The sequence below is a fragment of the Corallococcus terminator genome, from assembly GCF_003611635.1.
Taxonomy (GTDB): Bacteria; Myxococcota; Myxococcia; order Myxococcales; family Myxococcaceae; genus Corallococcus; species Corallococcus terminator.
Genome location: NZ_RAVZ01000074.1, coordinates 1 through 18330, shown reverse-complemented (window position 1 = coordinate 18330; position 18330 = coordinate 1). Strand labels below are relative to the sequence as shown.

The window sequence follows — 18330 nt, the reverse complement described above, 5'->3', positions numbered from 1 at the left end:
GGGCGGGGGGCCGCTCAGCATGCGCGGCCATCGTGCCCACACCTCCCGAGTCCTCCAGCCCCCACCGCACGTACACCGACCGTCGCGCCGCCGCCCAGGCGGACCTGACGGTGTTGGACCGCATCAGCGCCCGGTACGCCAACCTGCGCACCGTGGCCTTCGTGGTCGCCGCGGGCATCGCGTTGCTCACGCTCCTGGGCCGGCTGCCCAAGCCCTGGTGGTGGGCGGCGGCCGGCGCCCTCGTCGTCTACGGCCTGCTGGCGGTGCTGCACCACCAGGTGTTCCTCAAGGAGCAGCGGGCCCGGCTCTTCGTGCTCCTCAACGAACGGGGCCTCGCGCGGCTGGAGGGCGGCTGGCACGCCTTCACGGACACCGGGGAGCGGTTCCTGTCCGCCACCCACCTGTACGCCACGGACCTGGATGTCTTTGGCCAGGGCAGCCTCTTCCAGCTCATCAACGAGACGGCGACGCGCGCGGGCGAGGAGCGGCTGGCGTCATGGCTGTCCGCCCCCGCCTCCGCCGGCACGGTGGTGACCCGGCAGGGCGCGGCCCGGGAGCTGGCCCCGCGCGTGGACTTCCGCCAGGAGCTCTGCGTGGACGCCCGCGTGGTGGCGAAGGAGAAGGCGGACCCGGAGCTGTTCATCCAGTGGGCGGAGTCCGGCCCGTCGCTGGACGCCATCCGCTGGTCGCGGCCCCTCGCGGTGGCACTCCCCCTGATGACGCTCACGCTCTTCATCCTGGGCACGGTGGGCGTGATTCCAGACAGCCTCGTGTGGATTGGACTGTTCGCGCAGTTGGGCGTCGCGGTGGCCACGCGCGCCACGCTCAAGCGGATGGACGAGGCGGTGGAGCGCGGCGAGCGCGGCTTCGTGCGCTATGCGGCCCTCTTCGAGCGCGTGGAGAAGCAGTCCTTCGAACACCCCCGCCTGAAGCAGCTCCAGTCCGGCTTGAACCCGGGCAAGGGCCCCCTGGTGTCAGCCCTCTTCCAGCGCTTCAGCCGGCTGTACTCGCTCATCGAGTTCAAGCGGCACCAGTTCCACCCCGTGGTGCACTGGCTCACGCTCTGGGACATCCACGCCCTCTTCGCGCTGGAGAACTGGCGCGCCGCGCACGGCCGCGACGTGCGCCAGTGGTTCGAGGGCCTGGCCGAACTGGAGGCCCTCTGCTGCCTGGGGGGACTCGCCCACGACCGGCCCGCCTTCACCTGGCCGGAGCTGGAGTCCCAGGGCCCGCGCGTGGAGGCCACCGCGCTGGGGCACCCGCTCCTGGACGCGCCGGTGGCCAACGACGTGTCGCTGCCCGGCCCCCGCCACGCGCTGATCATCACCGGCTCCAACATGAGCGGCAAGACGACACTGATGCGCGCGCTGGGCGCCAACGTGGTGCTGGCCCTGGCGGGCGCGCCGGTGTGCGCGGCCACGCTGCGCCTGTCACCCTTGCAGGTGCTCACCAGCATGCGCGTGAAGGACTCGCTGGAGCGCGGCGTGTCGTACTTCTACGCGGAGGTGCAGCGGCTGAAGATGGTGCTGGACGCGGCCCAGGCCGCGCAGGGACAGGCCCTGTTCCTGCTGGACGAAATCCTGCTGGGCACCAACACCCGCGAGCGCCAGATTGCCTCGCGCGAGGTGCTGCGGCTGCTGCTCGCCGCCGGCACCTGTGGCGCGGTGACGACGCACGATTTGTCCATGACGGTGCTGGCGGAGGAGAAGGACGCGCACGTGGTCAACGTGCACTTCCGCGACCACCTGGAGGACGGGAAGATGGTGTTCGACTACCAGCTCCGGCAGGGGGTGGTGTCCACCACCAACGCGCTGCGGGTGCTGCGCCTGGCGGGCGTCCCGGTGCACGACCCGGACGCCCCGGCCTCCTGACATCACCTCCGCACCCCTCGCGTTCCACCGAGGGGCGCGGAGATGAAGCGGATTACTTCGCGAGTTCCACGAGCGCCGCGGCGCCCATGCCGCCGCCGATGCACATGCTGACGACGCCGTAGCGGCCGTCGCGGCGCTTCAGCTCGCGCAGGATGGTGGCCACCATGCGCGCGCCGGAGACGCCCAGCGGGTGTCCCAGGGCGATGGCGCCGCCGTTGGGGTTCACCTTGTCCAGCGGGATGCCCAGTTCGCGGATGCAGTACAGCGCCTGCGCCGCGAAGGCCTCGTTGAGTTCGAAGACGCTGATGTCTTCGACCTTCAGCTTGTTGCGCTCCAGGAGCTTGCGGATGGCCGGCACCGGCCCCACGCCCATGATCTCCGGCGGCACGCCAGCGACCACGTAGTCCACGAAGTAGCCCAGCGCCTTGGCGTTGAGCTCCTTCGCCTTCTCCTCGCTCATGAGGACCGCGGCGGCCGCGCCGTCGGTCAGCGGAGAGGCGTTGCCCGCCGTCACCACGCCCTTGGCGTTGAACGCCGGGCGCAGCTTGGACAGGCCTTCCACCGTCGTCTCCGGACGCATGATGGTGTCCACGGACACCGTCACCTGCTTCGCGACCCCGTCCTCGTCGTACATCGTCGTGGTGACAGGGAAGATCTCATCCTTGAGCTTGCCCTGCTCCCGCGCGGTGGCCGCCCGGCGCTGGCTCTCCGCGGCAAACTTGTCCGAGTCCTCGCGGGTGACGTTGTAGCGGGACGCGATGTTCTCCGCCGTGGCGCCCATGGAGGTGTAGACCTCCGGCAGCTTCTCCATGATCTCCGGGTTGGCGGAGACCTTGTTGCCGCCCATGGGCACCATGGTCATGGACTCGGTGCCACCGGCGATGGCCACCTGCATCATCCCGGACTTGATGCCCTGCGCCGCCTGCGCCATGGACTGCACGCCAGAGGAACAGAAGCGGTTGATGGTCATGCCGGGAACTGTGTCCGGCAGGCCCGCGAGCAGGCTGGCGTTGCGGGCGACGTTCATGCCCTGCTCGGCCTCCGGCATGGCACAGCCCATGATGACGTCTTCCACGTCCGACGCCTTCAGGCCAGGGACCTGGGCGACGGCTTCCTTGATGGCAAGGGCCGCGAGCGTATCCGGACGCGTGTCCTTGAACTCACCCTTGTGCGCGCGGGTGAAGGGGGTGCGCACCGCGCTGGCAATCACGACTCGGCTGGACATGTCAGGTGTCTCCCTGCCCGGACAGCGTCCGGGCGAACTTCGGATTTCGATTCTGGCAACCCATGGGTAAACGCCTCGCGCTAGTTGCGCAGCGGCTTGCCCTTCTCGAGCATGAACATCATGCGGTCCTGGGTCTTCTCCTCACCGATGAGGCTCAGGAAAGCTTCCATCTCCAGCTCCAGCAGCTTGTCCTCGCTCACGAGCACCGAGGGGCTGGTGTCGCCGCCGGACAGCACGCGCGCCAGCTTCTGGGCGATCTTCCGGTCGTGGGCGCTGATCTGGTTGTTGAGCTGCATGTCGTACAACATCATGTCGATGGTGGCCGCGCCGTTGGGGCCCGGCAGCCGGAAGCGCGTGGGACGCGGCGGGCGGAAGCCGCCATTGGCCAGGCCCAGCACCCGCGACTTCGCATCCGACAGCAGGAAGTCACGGTTGCCCGTGATGCCGTCCTGGGCCGACAGGAAGCCGAACTCGCGCGCCTCTTCCGCGCTCGTCGCCACCTTCGCGGTGCCGATGGCGAGGAACACCTTCTTGAGGAAGGGCAGCGAGTCGAAGTCCTTGTCCGCCGCGTACGCGCCGAACACGTTGCGCAGCAGCATCATCGTGCCGCCGCCGCCGGGGATGAGGCCGACGCCGACCTCCACGAGGCCCATGTACAGCTCCGCGCTCGCCTGCACCGCGTTGCCACCCATGGTGACCTCCGCGCCGCCGCCCAGCGTGAGGTTGAAGGGCGCCGTCACGACGGGCACGGGGCTGTAGCGCATGCGCTGGTTGGCCTGCTGGAACTTGGACGCCATCGCGCGGATGGAGTCGAAGTCCTCGCTCTTGGCCGCCATCAGCATGGCCATGATGTTCGCGCCGGCGGAGAAGTTGGACCCGTCGTTGCCGATGACGAGGCCCTTGAAGTTCTTCTCCGTCTCGTCGAGCGCGGTGTTCATCATCGCGATGATGTCATCGTCGATGGAGTTCATCTTGGAGTGGAACTCCAAGAGCGTCGCGCCGTCGCCCATGTCCCAGAGCGTGGCGCTGTCGTTGCCGGTGATCTTCTTGTTGCCGCGCTTGAGGTACTCCACGCGGAAGGTGCGCGCGTTCTCGACGACGGCCTTCTCCGACTTGGACGGGATGTCCCAGTAGGTGTCGCGGCCGTCCTTCACGCCGTAGAAGGACGTGCGGCCCTTGGCCAGCATCTCCTCCACCCAGGCGGCGGGCTTCAGGCCGAGCGCCTTCATGCGCTCCACGCCCTTCTGCACGCCGTACGCGTCCCACACTTCGAAGGGACCCAGGTCCCAGCCGAAGCCCCAGCGCACGCCACGGTCCACGTTGACCACGTCGTCCGCGATCTCCGGGATGCGGCGGCTGGAGTAGGCCAGCACGTCCAGGGTGACGCGCTCGGCGAACGTGCCCGCCTTGTCCGTCGCGTTCATCACGGACGCGACGCGCTCACGGACGTTCTCGATGTCCTTCGCGGCGCCCAGCGAGTCGAAGCGCACCTTGGCCTGGGGCCGGTACTCCAGCGACTTCAGGTCCAACGCGAGGATGTCCTTGCCGCCCGCGGACTTGTCCTTCTTGTAGAAGCCGCCGCCGCTCTTGTCGCCCAGCATCCCCTTCTCCACCATCTTCTGGAGGAAGTCGGGGATGGCGAAGACGTTGCGCTCTTCGTCGTGCGTGAGCGTGTCGTAACAGTTCTTCGCCACGTGGGTGAACGTGTCCAGGCCCACGATGTCCGCGGTGCGGAACACGGCGGACTTGGGACGGCCCATCGCCGGGCCAAAGATCTTGTCCACCTCTTCGATGGTCATCTCCGTCTTCGACATCTCGGAGATGGTCCGCATCATCCCGTACACGCCAATGCGGTTCGCGATGAAGTTGGTGGTGTCCTTGCCGTAGACGATGCCCTTGCCGAGCACTTCCTCACCGAAGCGGTGGATGGTCTTCACCACCTCCGGGTCGGTGTGCTGGCCGGACACCAGCTCCAAGAGCTTCATGTAGCGCACGGGGTTGAAGAAGTGCGTGACCAGGAAGTTCTTCTTGAAGTCCGCGCCACGGCCTTCCGTCATCCCGACGATGGAGAGGCCGGACGTGTTGGAGCTGATGATGGCGTCCTTGCGCGCGTGCTTCTCCACCTTGGCGAACAAGGCCTGCTTGACGGCCAGGTCCTCCTTCACCACCTCGATGATCCAGTCGCACTCCGCGAGCCGGGCGAGGTCGTCCTCCAGGTTTCCCACCTCGATGGCGGTGAACACCTGCTCGGACACGATGGGGCTGGGCTTCTGCTTGCGCAGGTTGGCGAGCGCGCCTTGCGAGAACTTGTTGCGGAACGCCTTGGAGGCGGTGTCCTCCCCCGGTGCGGCCTTGGGGGGAACGATGTCCAGCAACAGGGCGCGAACGCCGGAGTTGGCCAGATGCGCGGCGATGCCGCTGCCCATCACGCCAGCGCCAAGCACCGCCACTTTTCGGATCCGGGTCGTCATCGGAAATTGGCTCCCTTAAGGGAAGTAGGGGACTGCACAAATGTAGGCGATTGACCCGGAAGTCAACCGGCATTGCCGTCGGGTGTGCTCGCCAGGAGGTCGCCTCCCCGACTACAAGTCGGGGATGGCTCGCCTCGACCCGCACTCGTACAACGACAGCACGCAGCCCGAGACGGAAACGCTGGACTGGAAGGCCCGCGTCGATTTCCGGACGCGTCGCCTGCACGCGGAGGCCACGCTGACCCTCAAGGAGGCGTCAGCCGGCCCCCTCGACCTGGACACCCGCGACCTGGACATCCGCGCCGTCGTGGATGCCCAGGGTCGTCCCTTGCCCTACATCCTCTCCCCTCCCGAGCCCATCCTCGGGAGCCGGCTGCGCATCCAATTGCCCGAAGGGCTCAAGCAGCTCACGGTGCGCTACCGCACCTCTCCGGAGGCGAGCGCGCTGCAGTGGCTTCTGCCCTCGCAGACGGCGGGGGGGCAGCATCCGTTCCTCTTCAGCCAGTGCCAGGCCATCCACGCGCGCAGCGTGGTGCCGGTGCAGGACACGCCCCGGCTGCGCATCCGCTACCGCGCGTCGCTGCGCGTGCCCAAGGTGCTCAAGGCCGTGATGGCGGCGAGCTTCGTGGGCCGCGAGGAGCACGGCGTGGAGGCGGAGGAGCACTTCGAAATGCCGCAGCCGGTGCCCCCGTACCTGCTGGCGTTCGCGGTGGGCAGCCTCGCGCCCAAGGAGCTGGGGCCGCGCTCGCGGGTGTGGGCGGAGCCGGAAGCGCTGGAGGATGCGGCGGACGAATTCGCGGGCGTGGACGACATGCTGAAGGCCGCGGAGGCGCTCTTCGGTCCGTACGATTGGGAGCGCTTCGACCTGCTCTTGATGCCGCCCTCGTTCCCGTACGGCGGCATGGAGAACCCGCGGCTGACGTTCCTCACGCCCACGCTCATCGCCGGGGACAAGAGCCTGGTGAACGTGGTGGCGCATGAGCTGGCGCACTCGTGGACGGGCAACCTGGTGACGAACGCGTCCGCGGAGCACTTCTGGCTCAACGAGGGCTTCACCGTCTTCGCCGAGCGCCGCATCCTGGAGGCGCTGGCCGGGCCGGAGATCGCCGCGCTGCACGCGGCGCTGGGACGCAGGTCGCTGGACGAAGCGCTGCACCACTTCCGCGCGCACCCGCAGCTCACATCCCTGCGCACGCACCTGGCCGGCGTGGATCCCGACGAGGCCTTCTCCCAGATTCCGTACGAGAAGGGCTACCTGCTGCTGCGCGCGCTGGAGGACGCGGTGGGCCGTCCGGCCTTCGACGGCTTCCTGCGCCGGTATCTGGCGACGTACCGCTTCCAGGCGCTCACCACGGAGGACTTCATCCTCTTCACGGAGAAGGAGCTGCCGGGCGCGCTGGCGAAGGTGGACGCGGACGCGTACCTGAACCGGCCCGGCGTTCCGGCGAGCGCACCCCGCCCCCATTCAGCGCGGCTGGAGGCGCTGGAGGCGCTGCGCGGACAGGTGCCTTCGGAGGAGGCGGTGAAGGACTGGACGCCCACCGAGTGGCAGCTCTACCTGGAGTCGATGCCACAGGACACGTCCCTGGACATCTTCCGGCAGCTCGACGCGCGCTACGCGCTGACGAAGAGCCGCAACTCGGAGGTGCTGGTGGCGTGGCTGGTGGCGGCGCTGCGGGCGGGCTTCGAACCGGCGCTCCACCGTGCCGAGGAGTTCCTCGGCGAGGTGGGCCGCATGAAGTATTTGAAGCCGCTCTACAGCGTGCTCGCCTCGTCGCGCGACTACCGCAAGGTGGCGCGCGCCGCGTTCGAGAAGCATGGGGCGCGCTATCACCCCATCGCGCGGCAGGGCGTGGAGCTCATCCTCGCCCGCGCGTGAGGCTGTGACTACTTGCGCGCTGCTTCCAGGCGCTTCTTGGACAGCGCGAGGTACTCCGGGTTCATGTCGATGCCCACGTAGCGGTGGCCGTGCTTCAGGGCGGCCACGCCGGTGGTGCCGCTGCCGTTGAAGGGGTCCAACACCAGCGAGTTCTCCGGGCAGCTCGCCTCCAGGATGCGCTCCAGCAGGGCCACCGGCTTCTGGGTGGGGTGGCTGCCGAAGGCCTTCTCCTCGCCGCGCGGGGCCGTCTGCGTCCACATGCGGCCGGCGCCGTCGGCGGTGAGCTCCTCGTCACCGTTGCGCGGCAGGGCCCAGACGTCGCGCATCTGCTTGCCGCCGTTCTCCGCCTTCATGCGCTGGTAGTTGAAGATGTGCTGGAGCTTGCCGCCCGTCTTCGGCGAGGCCCAGATGAGCAGCTCCGTGGAGTGCGTGAAGTAGCGGCACGCCAGGTTCGGGCTCGCGTTGGGCTTGTACCAGGTGACGGTGTTGAGCAGCTTGTAGCCCAGCTTCTGCATGGCGAAGCCGGCGTTGAAGATGACGTGCTGGGTGCCGCTCACCCACAGCGTGCCGGAGGGGCGCAGCAGGCGCTGGCAGGCGGCGAGCCACTTCGTCGTGAAGGCGTGGTCCTCCTCCACCCCGCGGGAGACATCCCACTGGCCCTTGGCCACGGAGACGCGCTTGCCGTTCTTGCAGGTGGTGCCCCCGTTGGACAGGAAGTAGGGCGGGTCCGCGAAGATGAGGTCGAAGGACTGCTCCGGGAGCTGCGCCATCAACTCCAGGCTGTCGCCCTGGAGGAGCGTGTAGTCCTCCCCGCGCTTCGCGTAGACGCTGTCATTGAGAGAGCGTCGAACAACCTTCAGGTTAGGGGCAGCAGCTTCCGCGAACATCTCGCCTCCGTCTTCGGACACACGTCTTCGGGACGGGGCGGACTGTGCGGTCAGTCTGCTGCTACGTCGAATTTCTGGCCTGTAGCACCCTGAAATTTGACGTAGCGGGTTCTCCAGAAACACCGCGAGCAGGGCGGGAGTGCCTCTGTCTTTCGAGGCCCTCCACGACCTGCTCGTGGGCACTGCGGATGTCTGAGCGGAAGCGGCTTTAAGCCTTCTTCTCGGGCTCGGCGACTTCGGTCGTCTTCGCGCCGGTCTTGATGCTGGGCGCGTTGTTCGCGTAGCGCTTCTTGAAGCGGTCGATGCGGCCCGCCGTGTCCATCAGCTTGTACTTGCCGGTGAAGAACGGGTGGCAGTTCGAGCACACTTCCACGCTGAACGAGCCGCGGGTCGACTTCGTCTCGATGACGTTGCCGCAGGCGCAGGTGACGCGGGCAGGCGGATAGACGGGGTGCATGTCGGGCTTCATGGTGCTTCTCTCCAGTGCGCCTTGCCCCCATCCCTGACGGATGGGAGGTCCAGCGTTGTAGTGGGGTCGGGGCTTATAACGGCCGGGCCGCGCTTTCTCAAGGCCAGGTGATGTCTCCGGGGTGTCCCCAGAGGGGAACCGGACAGGGAACCCCGGGTCGCCCGGGGGGCTTTCAGGGGGACGGGCCCCGGGTCGTACCCTGGGTGGAAGGCCCGGGGGCCCCCCGTCCGGGTCAGTGCCCCGCCGAGCCGGGGGGTTCGACGCGCTCCACCTGCTGCTGCACGGCCTTGTCGGAGGCCACGTCGGCGCCCAACTGGACGTACGACAGCAGGTATGTGCGCCCTGGCTTCACGGGGGCGCTGGCGGCCGCGGTGCGTCCCAGGGCGTCGCGCCGGGCCTCGAAGGAGGTCAGCGTCTCCTGGAGCGAGCGGCGCGTGGCCTCGTCCTTCTCCGTCTTGAGGCGCTCCTTCACCCGCGTGATGTTCGCCTCCACCATGCGCTGACTTTCCAGGGCGCGGTTGGCTTCGGACTGGTCGCTGAAGGGGCCGGTGCCCTCCACGGACACCTCCAGCTTCGCGACCTGCCGGCCCCGCTCCCCGGGGGGAATCAGCGTGGAAACGCCCTGGCGCTGCGCCATGCCCACGCCCCGGCCGTCGTGCGACTGCACCACGAAGTCCACGCCCTCGGCGCCCTGCGCCAGCTTCACGGCCTCCGCGTAGGGCACCGCCGCCAGCACCACCACCAGGTCCACCTTCGCCGTGTCGCGCAGGCGCTTCACCTCGGCGGCCACCGCCGGCTGCACGGGCTGGCCCTGGACGCCCGGGGGCAGGACCGCGGCGCCGTCCGAGCCGCTCGCGGGAGAGACGCCGATGATGCCCACCTTCAGCCCGCCCGCGGTCGTCACCACCGACGCCGGGAAGAGCCGCTGGCCCTTCGCGTCCACGAGGTTCGCGGACACCGGCGTGAGCTTCGTGCCCTGGGTCTTCTTCTTCAGGAAGTCCACGCCCAGCACGAGGTCGCGCTGGCCCACGGCCATGGCCGTGTAGCCCTGCGCGCCCATCTGATCCAGGAGCAACCCCGCGCGCAGCTTCGCCGTCGGGTCCTGGCCATCAGCCAGACTCTTGAAGAGCGCATTGCCCGCATCCAGCGCGAGCACCGGCACGCCCTTGGCGCGCTCCTGCGTCAGGACCGTCTTTCGTCTGGCCAGACCGCCAGACGGGTTGTGTCGTCAACCACAGGGGGCGATTTCGCCCCCATTGTCTCCGGTGAAGAGCAGCACGAGCTTCTTCGGCGCGGCGCCCGCCACCAGGGGCAGGAGCAGCAGCGCCAGCGCGACGAGGCGGCGGGGGCTCATCACTTCTTGGCCTTCTTCGGGGCGGGCGCGGACTTCTTCTCCAGCTCCGCCAGCTTCGTCTTCGCCGTCTTGGCCGCGTCCGACTTGGGGTAGCTCTTCACGAGTTCCTCCAGCGCCAGCTTCGACTCTTCCTTCATCTTCAGCTTCTGGAAGCAGTCGGAGGATCGCAGGTATGCGTCCGGCGCGGAAGCCGTCTTGGCGAAGTCCTGCACCACCTTGCCGTACTCGAAGAGGGCCTCGCGGCACTTCGCCTCGGTGAAGTACGTCTCACCCAGGCCGTAGTGCGCTTCGCCGACGAGCGCGTCCTTGGGCCACTTCTTCACGAACTCGTTGTAGAGCTGGCGCGCGATCAGCACATCGCCCGCCTTGGCCTTGTCCTGCGCGAGCGCGAGGAAGTCCTTCTTGTCCGCGGGGCGCTGGAGCTCTTCGGCCTTCTTCTTCGCTTCGGCTTCCTTCACCGCTTCCGCGCCCTGGAGCGCGAGGAGGCGCTGGTTGGTCTCCTCGGTGTTCTTGCCGAGCGCCGCTTCCAGTTCGCCAATCTTGTAGAGGTACGTCTCCACCTGGCCGCGCAACTGCGACAGGTCCTCCACCGTCTTCTGGAACTGCACGCCGATGTCCGCGTCCTTGCGGCGCGCGGCGGTGTCCAGGCTCTGCAGGGCCTGGGTCACCTGGGCGACCTTCTCATCGATCTTCGGCTGGGTGGCGGCGAGCTGGTCGCGCGCCTCCTTCAGCTCCGTGGACAGACGGGCGTTGTCCGCCCCGAGCTTGTCCACCTTGGCTTCGAGGGCACGGCCCCGATCGGCGGGGTAGAAACATCCGGGAACGGCGGCGGTCAACAGGGCGAAGAGCACGAGCCTGCGCATGGGGCCGGCATCCTAGGTCCAAAGGCGTCCGCGCGCCGCTTCTGTTTGCCTCCTTCGCGCCATCCGGGCAGGGCAGCCTGCCCCCCGTCTTCAGCGCTGCCCCTCCGCCTCCAGGCGCTCCACGGCCCGGGCACAGGCCACCCGGAGCCGGGGCAGGTTCAGGAAGAAGGGCACGGCTCGCGCCCGTCCGGAGTCCACCGCGTCCCGCGCACGGCGGTACTCCCCCACCGCGATGTCGGGCCGGCCGCACTGCTCCAGGAGCAGTCCCAGGAGGTAGCGCGCGGCGACGTGGTCCGGGTCCAGGTCCAGGCACCGGCGCAGATCGAGTTCCGCCTGCGCGTCGGAGACCCCGGTGGAGGCTCCGTCGAGCACACAGGAGAAGATCCAGTCCGCCTCCGCCATCGTGGAGGCACGGGCCTCCGCGGACGGGGGCTCCGGAGAGGGCTCGTCGAGCTCCGGATCCAACGCGAGTCCGAGCACTCCGACGGGAGGCACGGCGGGGAAACGGCCGGAATCGCGTGCCAGCGGGACTTCCGTGGACTCGGGGGCAGCGCGGCCGGCGTCGCGCGGCGAGGTGCCTTCTTCAGGCACGGCGGGAATGCGGCCCGAGTCGCGCTTCGAGGCACCTTCGCCGGACACGGCGGGAAAGCGGCCCGAGTCGCGCGGTGCTGTGCCTTCTCCAGGCACGGCGGGAAAGCGGCCCGAGTCGCGCGGTGCTGTGCCTTCTCCAGGCACGGCGGGAATGCGGCCCGAGTCGCGCGGCGATGTGCCTTCTCCAGGCACGGCGGGAATACGGCCCGAGTCGCGCTTCGGTGCTCCTTCGCTGGCTACGGAAGGAAAACGGCCTGAGTCGCGCGTCGAGGCAGCTTCGCCGGACACAGTGGGGAAGCGGTCCGAGTCGCGCGTCGAGGCAGCTTCGCTGGACACAGTGGGGAAGCGGCCCGAGTCGCGCGTCGGTACGCCTTCGCTGGACACGGAAGCAAAGCGGCCTGAGTCGCGCTTCGGTACGCCTTCGCTGGACACGGAAGCAAAGCGGCCTGAATCGCGCTTCGGTGCACCTTCGCCGGACACAGCGGGGAAGCGGCCCGAGTCGCGCCGGGAGGTGGGGACGTTCACCTCCGCCTCGTCCACGCGCACGTAGAAGAACGCCTGCTCACAGGGCAGCAGCCGCAGCGAAGGCGGAACCTGGAGCAGGGGCTCCGCAGCCGACAGCACCAACACGCCTCCGGGCGCGAGCCTGTCGCTCAGGTTGCGCACCGTGCGCTGGAAGGCCTCCGGCGTGAAGTAGATGAGGACGTTGCGGCAGAAGATGATGTCGAACCCGCCGCCTCCCCCCGCCTCCGGATACGGCAGCTCCATCAGGTTGTGGCTCCGGAACCCGGCCTGCGTGCGCAGCGACCCCACCAGGAGCTGACGCCCCCCCTGAGACTGGAAGTAGCGCGCGCGCGTGACGTCCGGAACCCGTCGCAGCGCGTCCGCCGGGAAGCTCAACTCTCGCGCCCGGTTCAACACCTGCTCGGAGATGTCCGTGCCCAGCACCCGGCTGGTGGGGTCCGCCCCCTCCTGCGCCAGCATCACGAGCAGCGTGGCCACCTCCTCGCCCGCCGCGCACCCCGCGCTCCACACGCGCAGCGGCAGCTTCGAGCGCTGCACCCGGGGCGACAACACGTGCTCCCGGAACGCGGCCAGTTGCACCTCGTCCCGGAACACCTCCGACGTGTGCACCGCCACCGCGCCCACCAGCCGCGCCAGGTCCGCCGCGCCCGCCATGGAGCGCAGATGGGACACCATCCGCCCCGCCGTTCCCTCGCTCCCCAGCGACTCCAGGCGCGCGTCCAGCCGGCGCCGCTGGGCCGCACTCAGCGCCATGCCCGTGTGCGCCGCGATGAACGCGTGCACGGGAGCCCAGCGCTCGGAAGAGGACGTCACGGCTCCGGCTCAGCGCCCCGCGGCCAGGGACTCTCCACGCGCCAGCTTCGCCAGCGTCGCCGCGACGTCATCGCCGTGGATGAGGTGATCCACCGCCTTGCGCTCCACCGCCGCGCCCGGCATGCCGAACACCACGCAGGACTCCTCGTTCTGCGCCAGCGCCAGCCCTCCGGCCTGCTTGATGGCCAGGAGCCCGTCCGCGCCGTCCGCTCCCATGCCCGTGAGCACGACGCCCACCGCGCGCCGGCCGTACGTCTTCGCCACGCTCTCCAGCAGCATCGTGCCGCTGGGCATGTGCCCGTCGCGCTCCACGCCCGTCTTCAGCGCCACGCGCCCGCGCACCGGCACCAGCGTGTGCTGATCCGGCGGCGCCACCAGCACCAGACCCGGCGCCAGCACGTCGCCATCCTGCGCCAGCCGCACCTTGAGCTTGCTCGTGTTGGCGAGCCAGCTTGCCAGCGACTCCGAGAAGGCCGCGTTGATGTGCTGGACGATGACGATGGGCGCCGGGAAGTCCACCGGCAGCTCCGACAGCATCCGGTAGAGCACCTGAGGGCCGCCGGTGCTCGCCGCCACCGCCACGATGCCCATGGAGACCGCGGGCAGCACCGCGGTGGGGTGCGGCGTGCCCGCCTGCGTGCGCTTGGGGCCGCGCAGGTGGCGGATGACGCGCACCGAGGAGATGAGCTTCACCTCCTTGGTGAGGTTCCACGCGTCCGCGCCCGCGTCGATGGAGGGCTTGATCTGCAGCGCGAGCGCCCCCAGCTCCAGCGCGCGGTACGTCAGCGCGGGGGCCTGCGAGCGCGGGTCGCCCGTCAGCACCAGGATGGGCGTGGGGCACTCGGCCATGATGTGCTCCACGGCCGTGAGCCCATCCATGACGGGCATGTCCACGTCCATGGTGATGACGTGCGGACGAAGCTCCTTGGTGAGGGCAACGGCCTCCACGCCGTTCGCCGCGGTGCCGACGACCTCGACATCCGGGTCGTCGCTCAACGCCGCGCTGATGAGCTGTCGGCAGATGAGCGAGTCATCGACCACCAGCACCGACACTTTCTTGCCCATGGACGTTCCATACCCCGTACGCGCGGCGGGGAGTATAGCAATGCGCGTGGATCGCCGGTGCGCTGCGGACTTCAGGCCAACAGCCGCCCCACCACATCCACCAGGTCCTGCCGGACGAGGTCGCCTTTCGTGATGTAGCCGTCCGCTCCGGCCGCCAGCCCCCTCGCCCGGTCCGCCTCCCCTCCCCGGGTGGTGAGGATGACGACAGGCAGGGCATTCCGGGCCGGATCGGTCTTCAGGCGCCGGGTGAGCTCCACGCCGTCCATCCGAGGCATCTCCAGGTCGGTGACGACCAGCTCCACCGGGGGTCCATCCTCCCCGAGGAGCGCCAGTGCCCCGACGCCGTCCGGCGCCCGGAGCGTGTCGTACCCCACCGCCTCCAGCAGGTTGGCCACCAGCTCGCGGGTGAGGGGTGAGTCGTCCACCACCAGGATGCGGCGGCGGCGCACCTCCGGCGTGCGCAGCGGGGGCCGGACGAGCCGCAGGGGCGCCGTTCCATGCACGCCCGCCGCCAGGGTCGCCGCCGACAGGACCATGGCCAGCCGCCCATCCGCCAGCGAGGTGGCCCCGGTGAGGTGGGTGAAGCGGGCGAGGATGCCCTTCAGCGGCAGGATGGCCTGGACACGCTCCTCCAGCACGCGATCCACCGCCAGTGCGGCCTCCATGCCCTGGCCCTTCACCACCAGCACCAGCTCGCCCTCGCGGGCGGGGCGCTCGGCGGCATGGCCCAGGAGGGAGGCCAGGGACGCGAAGGGCAGCACGCGGCCCTCGGCCCGGAGGACGGGGCGTCCGGCCACCTCTCCCACCTCGGTGGCTTCCACCTTGATGGCCCGGGAGACGTGGACAGCACCCAGGGCGAGCGTCTCGTCGCCCACCTGGACGAAGAGCAGGGGCGCGACGGTGAGGGACACCGGCACGCGCAGGGTGAAGATGGTGCCCCAGCCGGGCGCGGATTCCACGCCCACGTCGCCGCCCAGCGCCTGGAGGGAGGCGCGCACGGCGTCCAGGCCCACGCCCCGACCTGACAGGTCGGTGACCACCTCGCGCGAGGAGAAGCCGGGCAGGAAGATGAGGTCGCGCGCGGCGGCGTCGGACAGGGCGTTCGCGGTGGCCTCGTCGAGCACGCCCCGGCGCACGGCCACCCGCCGCAGCAGCGCGGGATCCATGCCCATGCCATCGTCCTCCACGCGCAGCACGATGCGGCTGCCCTCGCGCGCGGCGCGCAGGGTGAGGCAGCCCCGGGGGTGCTTGCCAGCGCCCACACGGTCCACGCGCGTCTCCAGGCCGTGGTCCAGCGCGTTGCGCACCAGATGCATCAGGGGTTCGCGCAGGGCCTCCACCACGGAGCGGTCCGCGCGGGTGTCCTCACCGTCCACGACCAGCTCCACCTCCTTGCCCAGCTCCCGCGCGAGGTCGCGCACCATGCGGGGGTAGGGTTCGAAGAGGACGGCCAGGGGCAGCATGCGCAGGGTCTGGACCTCTTCGGACACCTGGCCCAGGTCGCGCAGCTCCGCGTTCGCGAGCAGCTTGGCTTCCCGGTGCAGGGTGGCGGCCAGCTCCTTCGCTCGGCCCAGTCGCTCCGCGAGCGCCACGCCCGCGGGGCCCAGGTCCTCCGCCGCACGGGCCAGTTCGCTCAGTTCGCGCACGAGCGCCAGCCGCCGCGCGTTCGCCAGTTCGCGACGCCGCGCCACCTGCCCCAGGTTGGTCACCGCGCTGGTGAGCATGTCCAGGCTGGCCACGCCGATGCGCACCGCCGTGTCCACGCGCATCTCGCCGTTGCGTGCAGCGCCGCCTCCCGTCTTCGGCGCGCCAACCGGGGGTGGACGGGGGCCAGCGGCGGTGTCGATCAACCGGGTGCCCGGCAGCGGCGCCGCCGCGGGATTCACGAAGGAAGGACCCGCCGACGCTCCAGGAGTGGAGCCCACGAGATACGAACCCGCCGAAGCCCCCGTCGAGTGACCCACGAAATGCGAACCCGCCGACGCTCCAGGAGTGGAGCCCGCGAGAGGCGAACCCGCCGACGCTCCAGCGAAGGAACTCGCGGGGTGCGCTCCCACCGAAGCCCCCGGAACCGGACCCGGCGAAGGCCATCCCGCCGACGTGCCCGAAGCGGAGGTCCCCGGGGGCGCGCCCACCGCAGCCCCCGGAACCAGACCCGGCGAAGGCCATCCCGCCGAGGCGCCCGGGGCGGAGGTCCCCGGCTGCGCTCCCACCGAGGAACCCTGCGGAGTCCCCAGCGCCGTCTGTCCCCCAGGCGGCTCCGAGCGGATCGCCGTCATGAGCAGGTGTGACGCGGCCGCGACCGGAGACATGCTCGGCGCCGGAGCGGACTCCGGACGCAGCGCCACCGTCGACCAGTGGGCGGGCACCACGGGCCCGCCCGACTCCGCGCGGGTCGTCGCCTGGAGGTGGGACGCGGCGCCCTGCGTCCCCTCTGCCCTCGGCGCCAATCCAGGGGCCCGCGCCGCCGCCGCCCAGCCCCCGTCCTCCATGGAACGGGGCACCACCGGCCGCGCGGCCTCCACCGTGGTCCGCTGTTGCAGCGTCGCCACCAACGTCTCCACCGACAGCGGAGGCTCTCCTGCCTGGAGCGCACCGGACAGCGCGAGCACCGTGTCCGCCGTGGTGAGCAGCGCGTCGGTGGACTCCGACGACAACCGATAACGGTGGGGCTCCGCGCAGCGGACCAGCTCCTCCATCTGGTGCACGAGCGTGTTGATCTCATCGAAGCCCATCATCCGGGCCTCGCCCTTCAACCCGTGCAGCTCGCGCAGCACCCGCTGCCCGGCCTCCAGGCTGCCCCCGGCCTCCAGCTCCATGAGGGAGCGGTTGATGCGCTCCAGGCGCACCGTGACCAGGTCGCGGAACTGCTTGAGGAGCCGTTCGCTGGGGTTCACCCGCCCTCCTCCTTGCGCAGGGTCGCCTGATGGATCTGGAAGCGCTCCACCACCCCACGCAGGTCCTGCGCCAGCCCCAACAGGTCCCCGTTCGCCGAACTCACCTGCTTCGTGGCGTTGAGGCTCTGCTGGGTGATGCGCAGGATGTCCGCCATCGTGTCCGCGAGCTGATCCGTGCCCGCCTGCTGCTGCTGCGTGGACCGGGAGATGCTCCGCACCGCGTCCGACGTGCGCCCCGCCAGGCTGACGATCTGCCGCAGCGACTCCGACACCTCCTCCGCCAGCGCCGTGCCCGTCTCCACCGCGCGCACCCCGCCGCCCGTCACCGCCACCGCCGCGGCGCTCGCCTCGCGCACCTCCTCGATGAGCCCTTCAATCTCCTTGGTGGACTCCAGCACGTTCTCCGCCAGACGCCGCATCTCCGCGGCCACCAGCGAGAAGCCCCGCCCCACCTCGCCCGCCTTCGTGCCCTCCAGCTCCGCGTTGAGCGCCAGCAGGTCCGACTTGTCCGCCACGCCGTTGATGAACTCGACGATCTTCCCGATCTGCTGCACGCGCTTGTTCAGCCGCGCCACCGCGGAGCTGATGGCCAGGTTGTCCTGGCGCATGCGCGACATGGCGCCCAGGAACGACTCCGCGCTGCCCTGCCCTCCCTGCGCCGCCGCCAGCGTGCGCTGGGCGATCTCCGCCACCGACCCCGCGTTCTCCGCGATCTGCTTGGCCGAACGCGCCAGCTCCTCCGTGGTGGCGCTCGTCTCATCCAGGCTGCTGGCCTGTTCGGCGGCGCCCGCCTCGTAGCGCCCGGAGGTGCTGAGGATCTCCTCCGTGGTGGCCGAAATCTGCGCCCCCGCGCGCTGCAACTGCGCGAGCACGTCCGCCAGGTGCGTGCGCATCGTGGTGAAGGCCGCGGACACCGCCCACACCTCGTCCTCCGCGGGCACGAGCCGGGGGCTCGCAAGGTCACCCGCGGCGATGCGGCGCGCCTCCCCCGACAGCTCCCGCATCGGCCGGCCCAGCAGCGTGCCGCCCAGGTACGCCGTCGTGAGCGCCAGCCCGAACACCACCGCGCACAGCACCACGCTGGACATGAACGCGTCCAGGTGCAGGTCTCCCACGACCGCGCCCTGCAGGTCCGGGCTGCCCGCCTGCTGGAGCTTCGTGAAGACGCGCTCCGACAGCGCCATGACGACCTGCGCGCACAGCACCGCGGGCGTCACCACGCAGATGGCGGTGAAGGCCACCAGCCGCGCGCGGATCCGCGAGCGCCGGGGCAGCGCGGCGATGACCTGCTTGTGCGTCAGCCCCTGGTCCGCCAGCCACAGCACGCCCCGGCGCGCCCGGAGCGTCACGAGCCCGTACACGAGCAGCGACGTGAGCGGACCGAACAGCGCCCCCAGCCCCGCGACCCGCAGGGTGAGTA

Annotated in this window: 13 protein-coding genes; 2 read left to right on the top strand and 11 right to left on the bottom strand. The window is 70.0% G+C overall.

Annotated elements, in window-relative coordinates:
- The first annotated feature begins 32 nt into the window (after positions 1-32).
- Positions 33-1871, top strand: coding sequence for a MutS-related protein (locus tag D7V88_RS13400; RefSeq protein ID WP_208726269.1), 1839 nt, complete (start codon positions 33-35; stop codon positions 1869-1871).
- 52 nt (positions 1872-1923) lie between these two features.
- Here D7V88_RS13400 and D7V88_RS13395 read toward each other — a convergent pair whose 3' ends face one another.
- Positions 1924-3096, bottom strand: a complete 1173-nt coding sequence (locus D7V88_RS13395) for a thiolase family protein (protein ID WP_120541026.1) — start codon at positions 3094-3096, stop codon at positions 1924-1926.
- A gap of 80 nt (positions 3097-3176) precedes the next feature.
- On the bottom strand, positions 3177-5567 hold the full coding sequence (locus D7V88_RS13390) for a 3-hydroxyacyl-CoA dehydrogenase/enoyl-CoA hydratase family protein (RefSeq protein WP_120541025.1): 2391 nt from the start codon (positions 5565-5567) through the stop codon (positions 3177-3179).
- A gap of 124 nt (positions 5568-5691) precedes the next feature.
- On the opposite strand from D7V88_RS13390, the gene D7V88_RS13385 reads away from it, so the two are divergent.
- Positions 5692-7446 (top strand): M1 family metallopeptidase, encoded by a 1755-nt coding sequence (locus tag D7V88_RS13385; RefSeq protein ID WP_120541024.1) that lies wholly within the window; start codon positions 5692-5694, stop codon positions 7444-7446.
- A gap of 8 nt (positions 7447-7454) precedes the next feature.
- Here D7V88_RS13385 and D7V88_RS13380 read toward each other — a convergent pair whose 3' ends face one another.
- The 9 genes from D7V88_RS13380 to D7V88_RS13340 form a co-directional block, all read right to left on the bottom strand.
- A complete protein-coding gene (locus D7V88_RS13380; protein WP_120541023.1) occupies positions 7455-8333 on the bottom strand; it encodes a DNA-methyltransferase in 879 nt (292 codons plus the stop codon).
- A gap of 208 nt (positions 8334-8541) precedes the next feature.
- The gene (rpmE, locus tag D7V88_RS13375; RefSeq protein WP_120541022.1) at positions 8542-8802 is read right to left on the bottom strand and encodes a 50S ribosomal protein L31; all 261 of its coding nucleotides are present in this window, start codon (positions 8800-8802) and stop codon (positions 8542-8544) included.
- Positions 8803-9034: 232 nt separating this feature from the next.
- Positions 9035-9958, bottom strand: a complete 924-nt coding sequence (locus D7V88_RS13370; protein ID WP_120541033.1) for a bifunctional UDP-sugar hydrolase/5'-nucleotidase — start codon at positions 9956-9958, stop codon at positions 9035-9037.
- A gap of 72 nt (positions 9959-10030) precedes the next feature.
- Positions 10031-10156: a hypothetical protein gene (locus D7V88_RS45140; protein ID WP_255424395.1), complete on the bottom strand. Its 126-nt coding sequence runs from the start codon at positions 10154-10156 to the stop codon at positions 10031-10033.
- Entirely contained in the window at positions 10156-11019 is an 864-nt protein-coding gene (locus D7V88_RS13365) for a tetratricopeptide repeat protein (RefSeq protein WP_120541021.1), read from the bottom strand. The genes D7V88_RS45140 and D7V88_RS13365 overlap by 1 nt, the downstream gene beginning before the upstream one ends.
- 90 nt (positions 11020-11109) lie before the next feature.
- Positions 11110-12948, bottom strand: a complete 1839-nt coding sequence (locus tag D7V88_RS44370; RefSeq protein ID WP_244238124.1) for a CheR family methyltransferase — start codon at positions 12946-12948, stop codon at positions 11110-11112.
- A gap of 9 nt (positions 12949-12957) precedes the next feature.
- Entirely contained in the window at positions 12958-14013 is a 1056-nt protein-coding gene (gene cheB, locus D7V88_RS13350; protein WP_120541020.1) for a chemotaxis-specific protein-glutamate methyltransferase CheB, read from the bottom strand.
- A 71-nt stretch (positions 14014-14084) separates the two neighbouring features.
- Positions 14085-16910, bottom strand: coding sequence for a response regulator (locus D7V88_RS13345; RefSeq protein ID WP_120541019.1), 2826 nt, complete (start codon positions 16908-16910; stop codon positions 14085-14087).
- Positions 16907-18330, bottom strand: a 1424-nt coding sequence (locus D7V88_RS13340; protein ID WP_147448717.1) for a methyl-accepting chemotaxis protein, incomplete at its 5' end; no start/stop codon positions are given. The genes D7V88_RS13340 and D7V88_RS13345, both read right to left, overlap by 4 nt.

Coding starts and splice junctions, on each gene's coding strand:
- D7V88_RS13395 (WP_120541026.1), bottom strand. CDS start 3,096: ATGTCCAGCCGAGTCGTGATTGCCAGCGCGGTGCGCACCCCCTTCACC.
- D7V88_RS13385 (WP_120541024.1), top strand. CDS start 5,692: ATGGCTCGCCTCGACCCGCACTCGTACAACGACAGCACGCAGCCCGAG.
- D7V88_RS45140 (WP_255424395.1), bottom strand. CDS start 10,156: ATGAGCCCCCGCCGCCTCGTCGCGCTGGCGCTGCTGCTCCTGCCCCTG.
- D7V88_RS13390 (WP_120541025.1), bottom strand. CDS start 5,567: ATGACGACCCGGATCCGAAAAGTGGCGGTGCTTGGCGCTGGCGTGATG.
- cheB (WP_120541020.1), bottom strand. CDS start 14,013: ATGGGCAAGAAAGTGTCGGTGCTGGTGGTCGATGACTCGCTCATCTGC.
- D7V88_RS13365 (WP_120541021.1), bottom strand. CDS start 11,019: ATGCGCAGGCTCGTGCTCTTCGCCCTGTTGACCGCCGCCGTTCCCGGA.
- rpmE (WP_120541022.1), bottom strand. CDS start 8,802: ATGAAGCCCGACATGCACCCCGTCTATCCGCCTGCCCGCGTCACCTGC.
- D7V88_RS13380 (WP_120541023.1), bottom strand. CDS start 8,333: ATGTTCGCGGAAGCTGCTGCCCCTAACCTGAAGGTTGTTCGACGCTCT.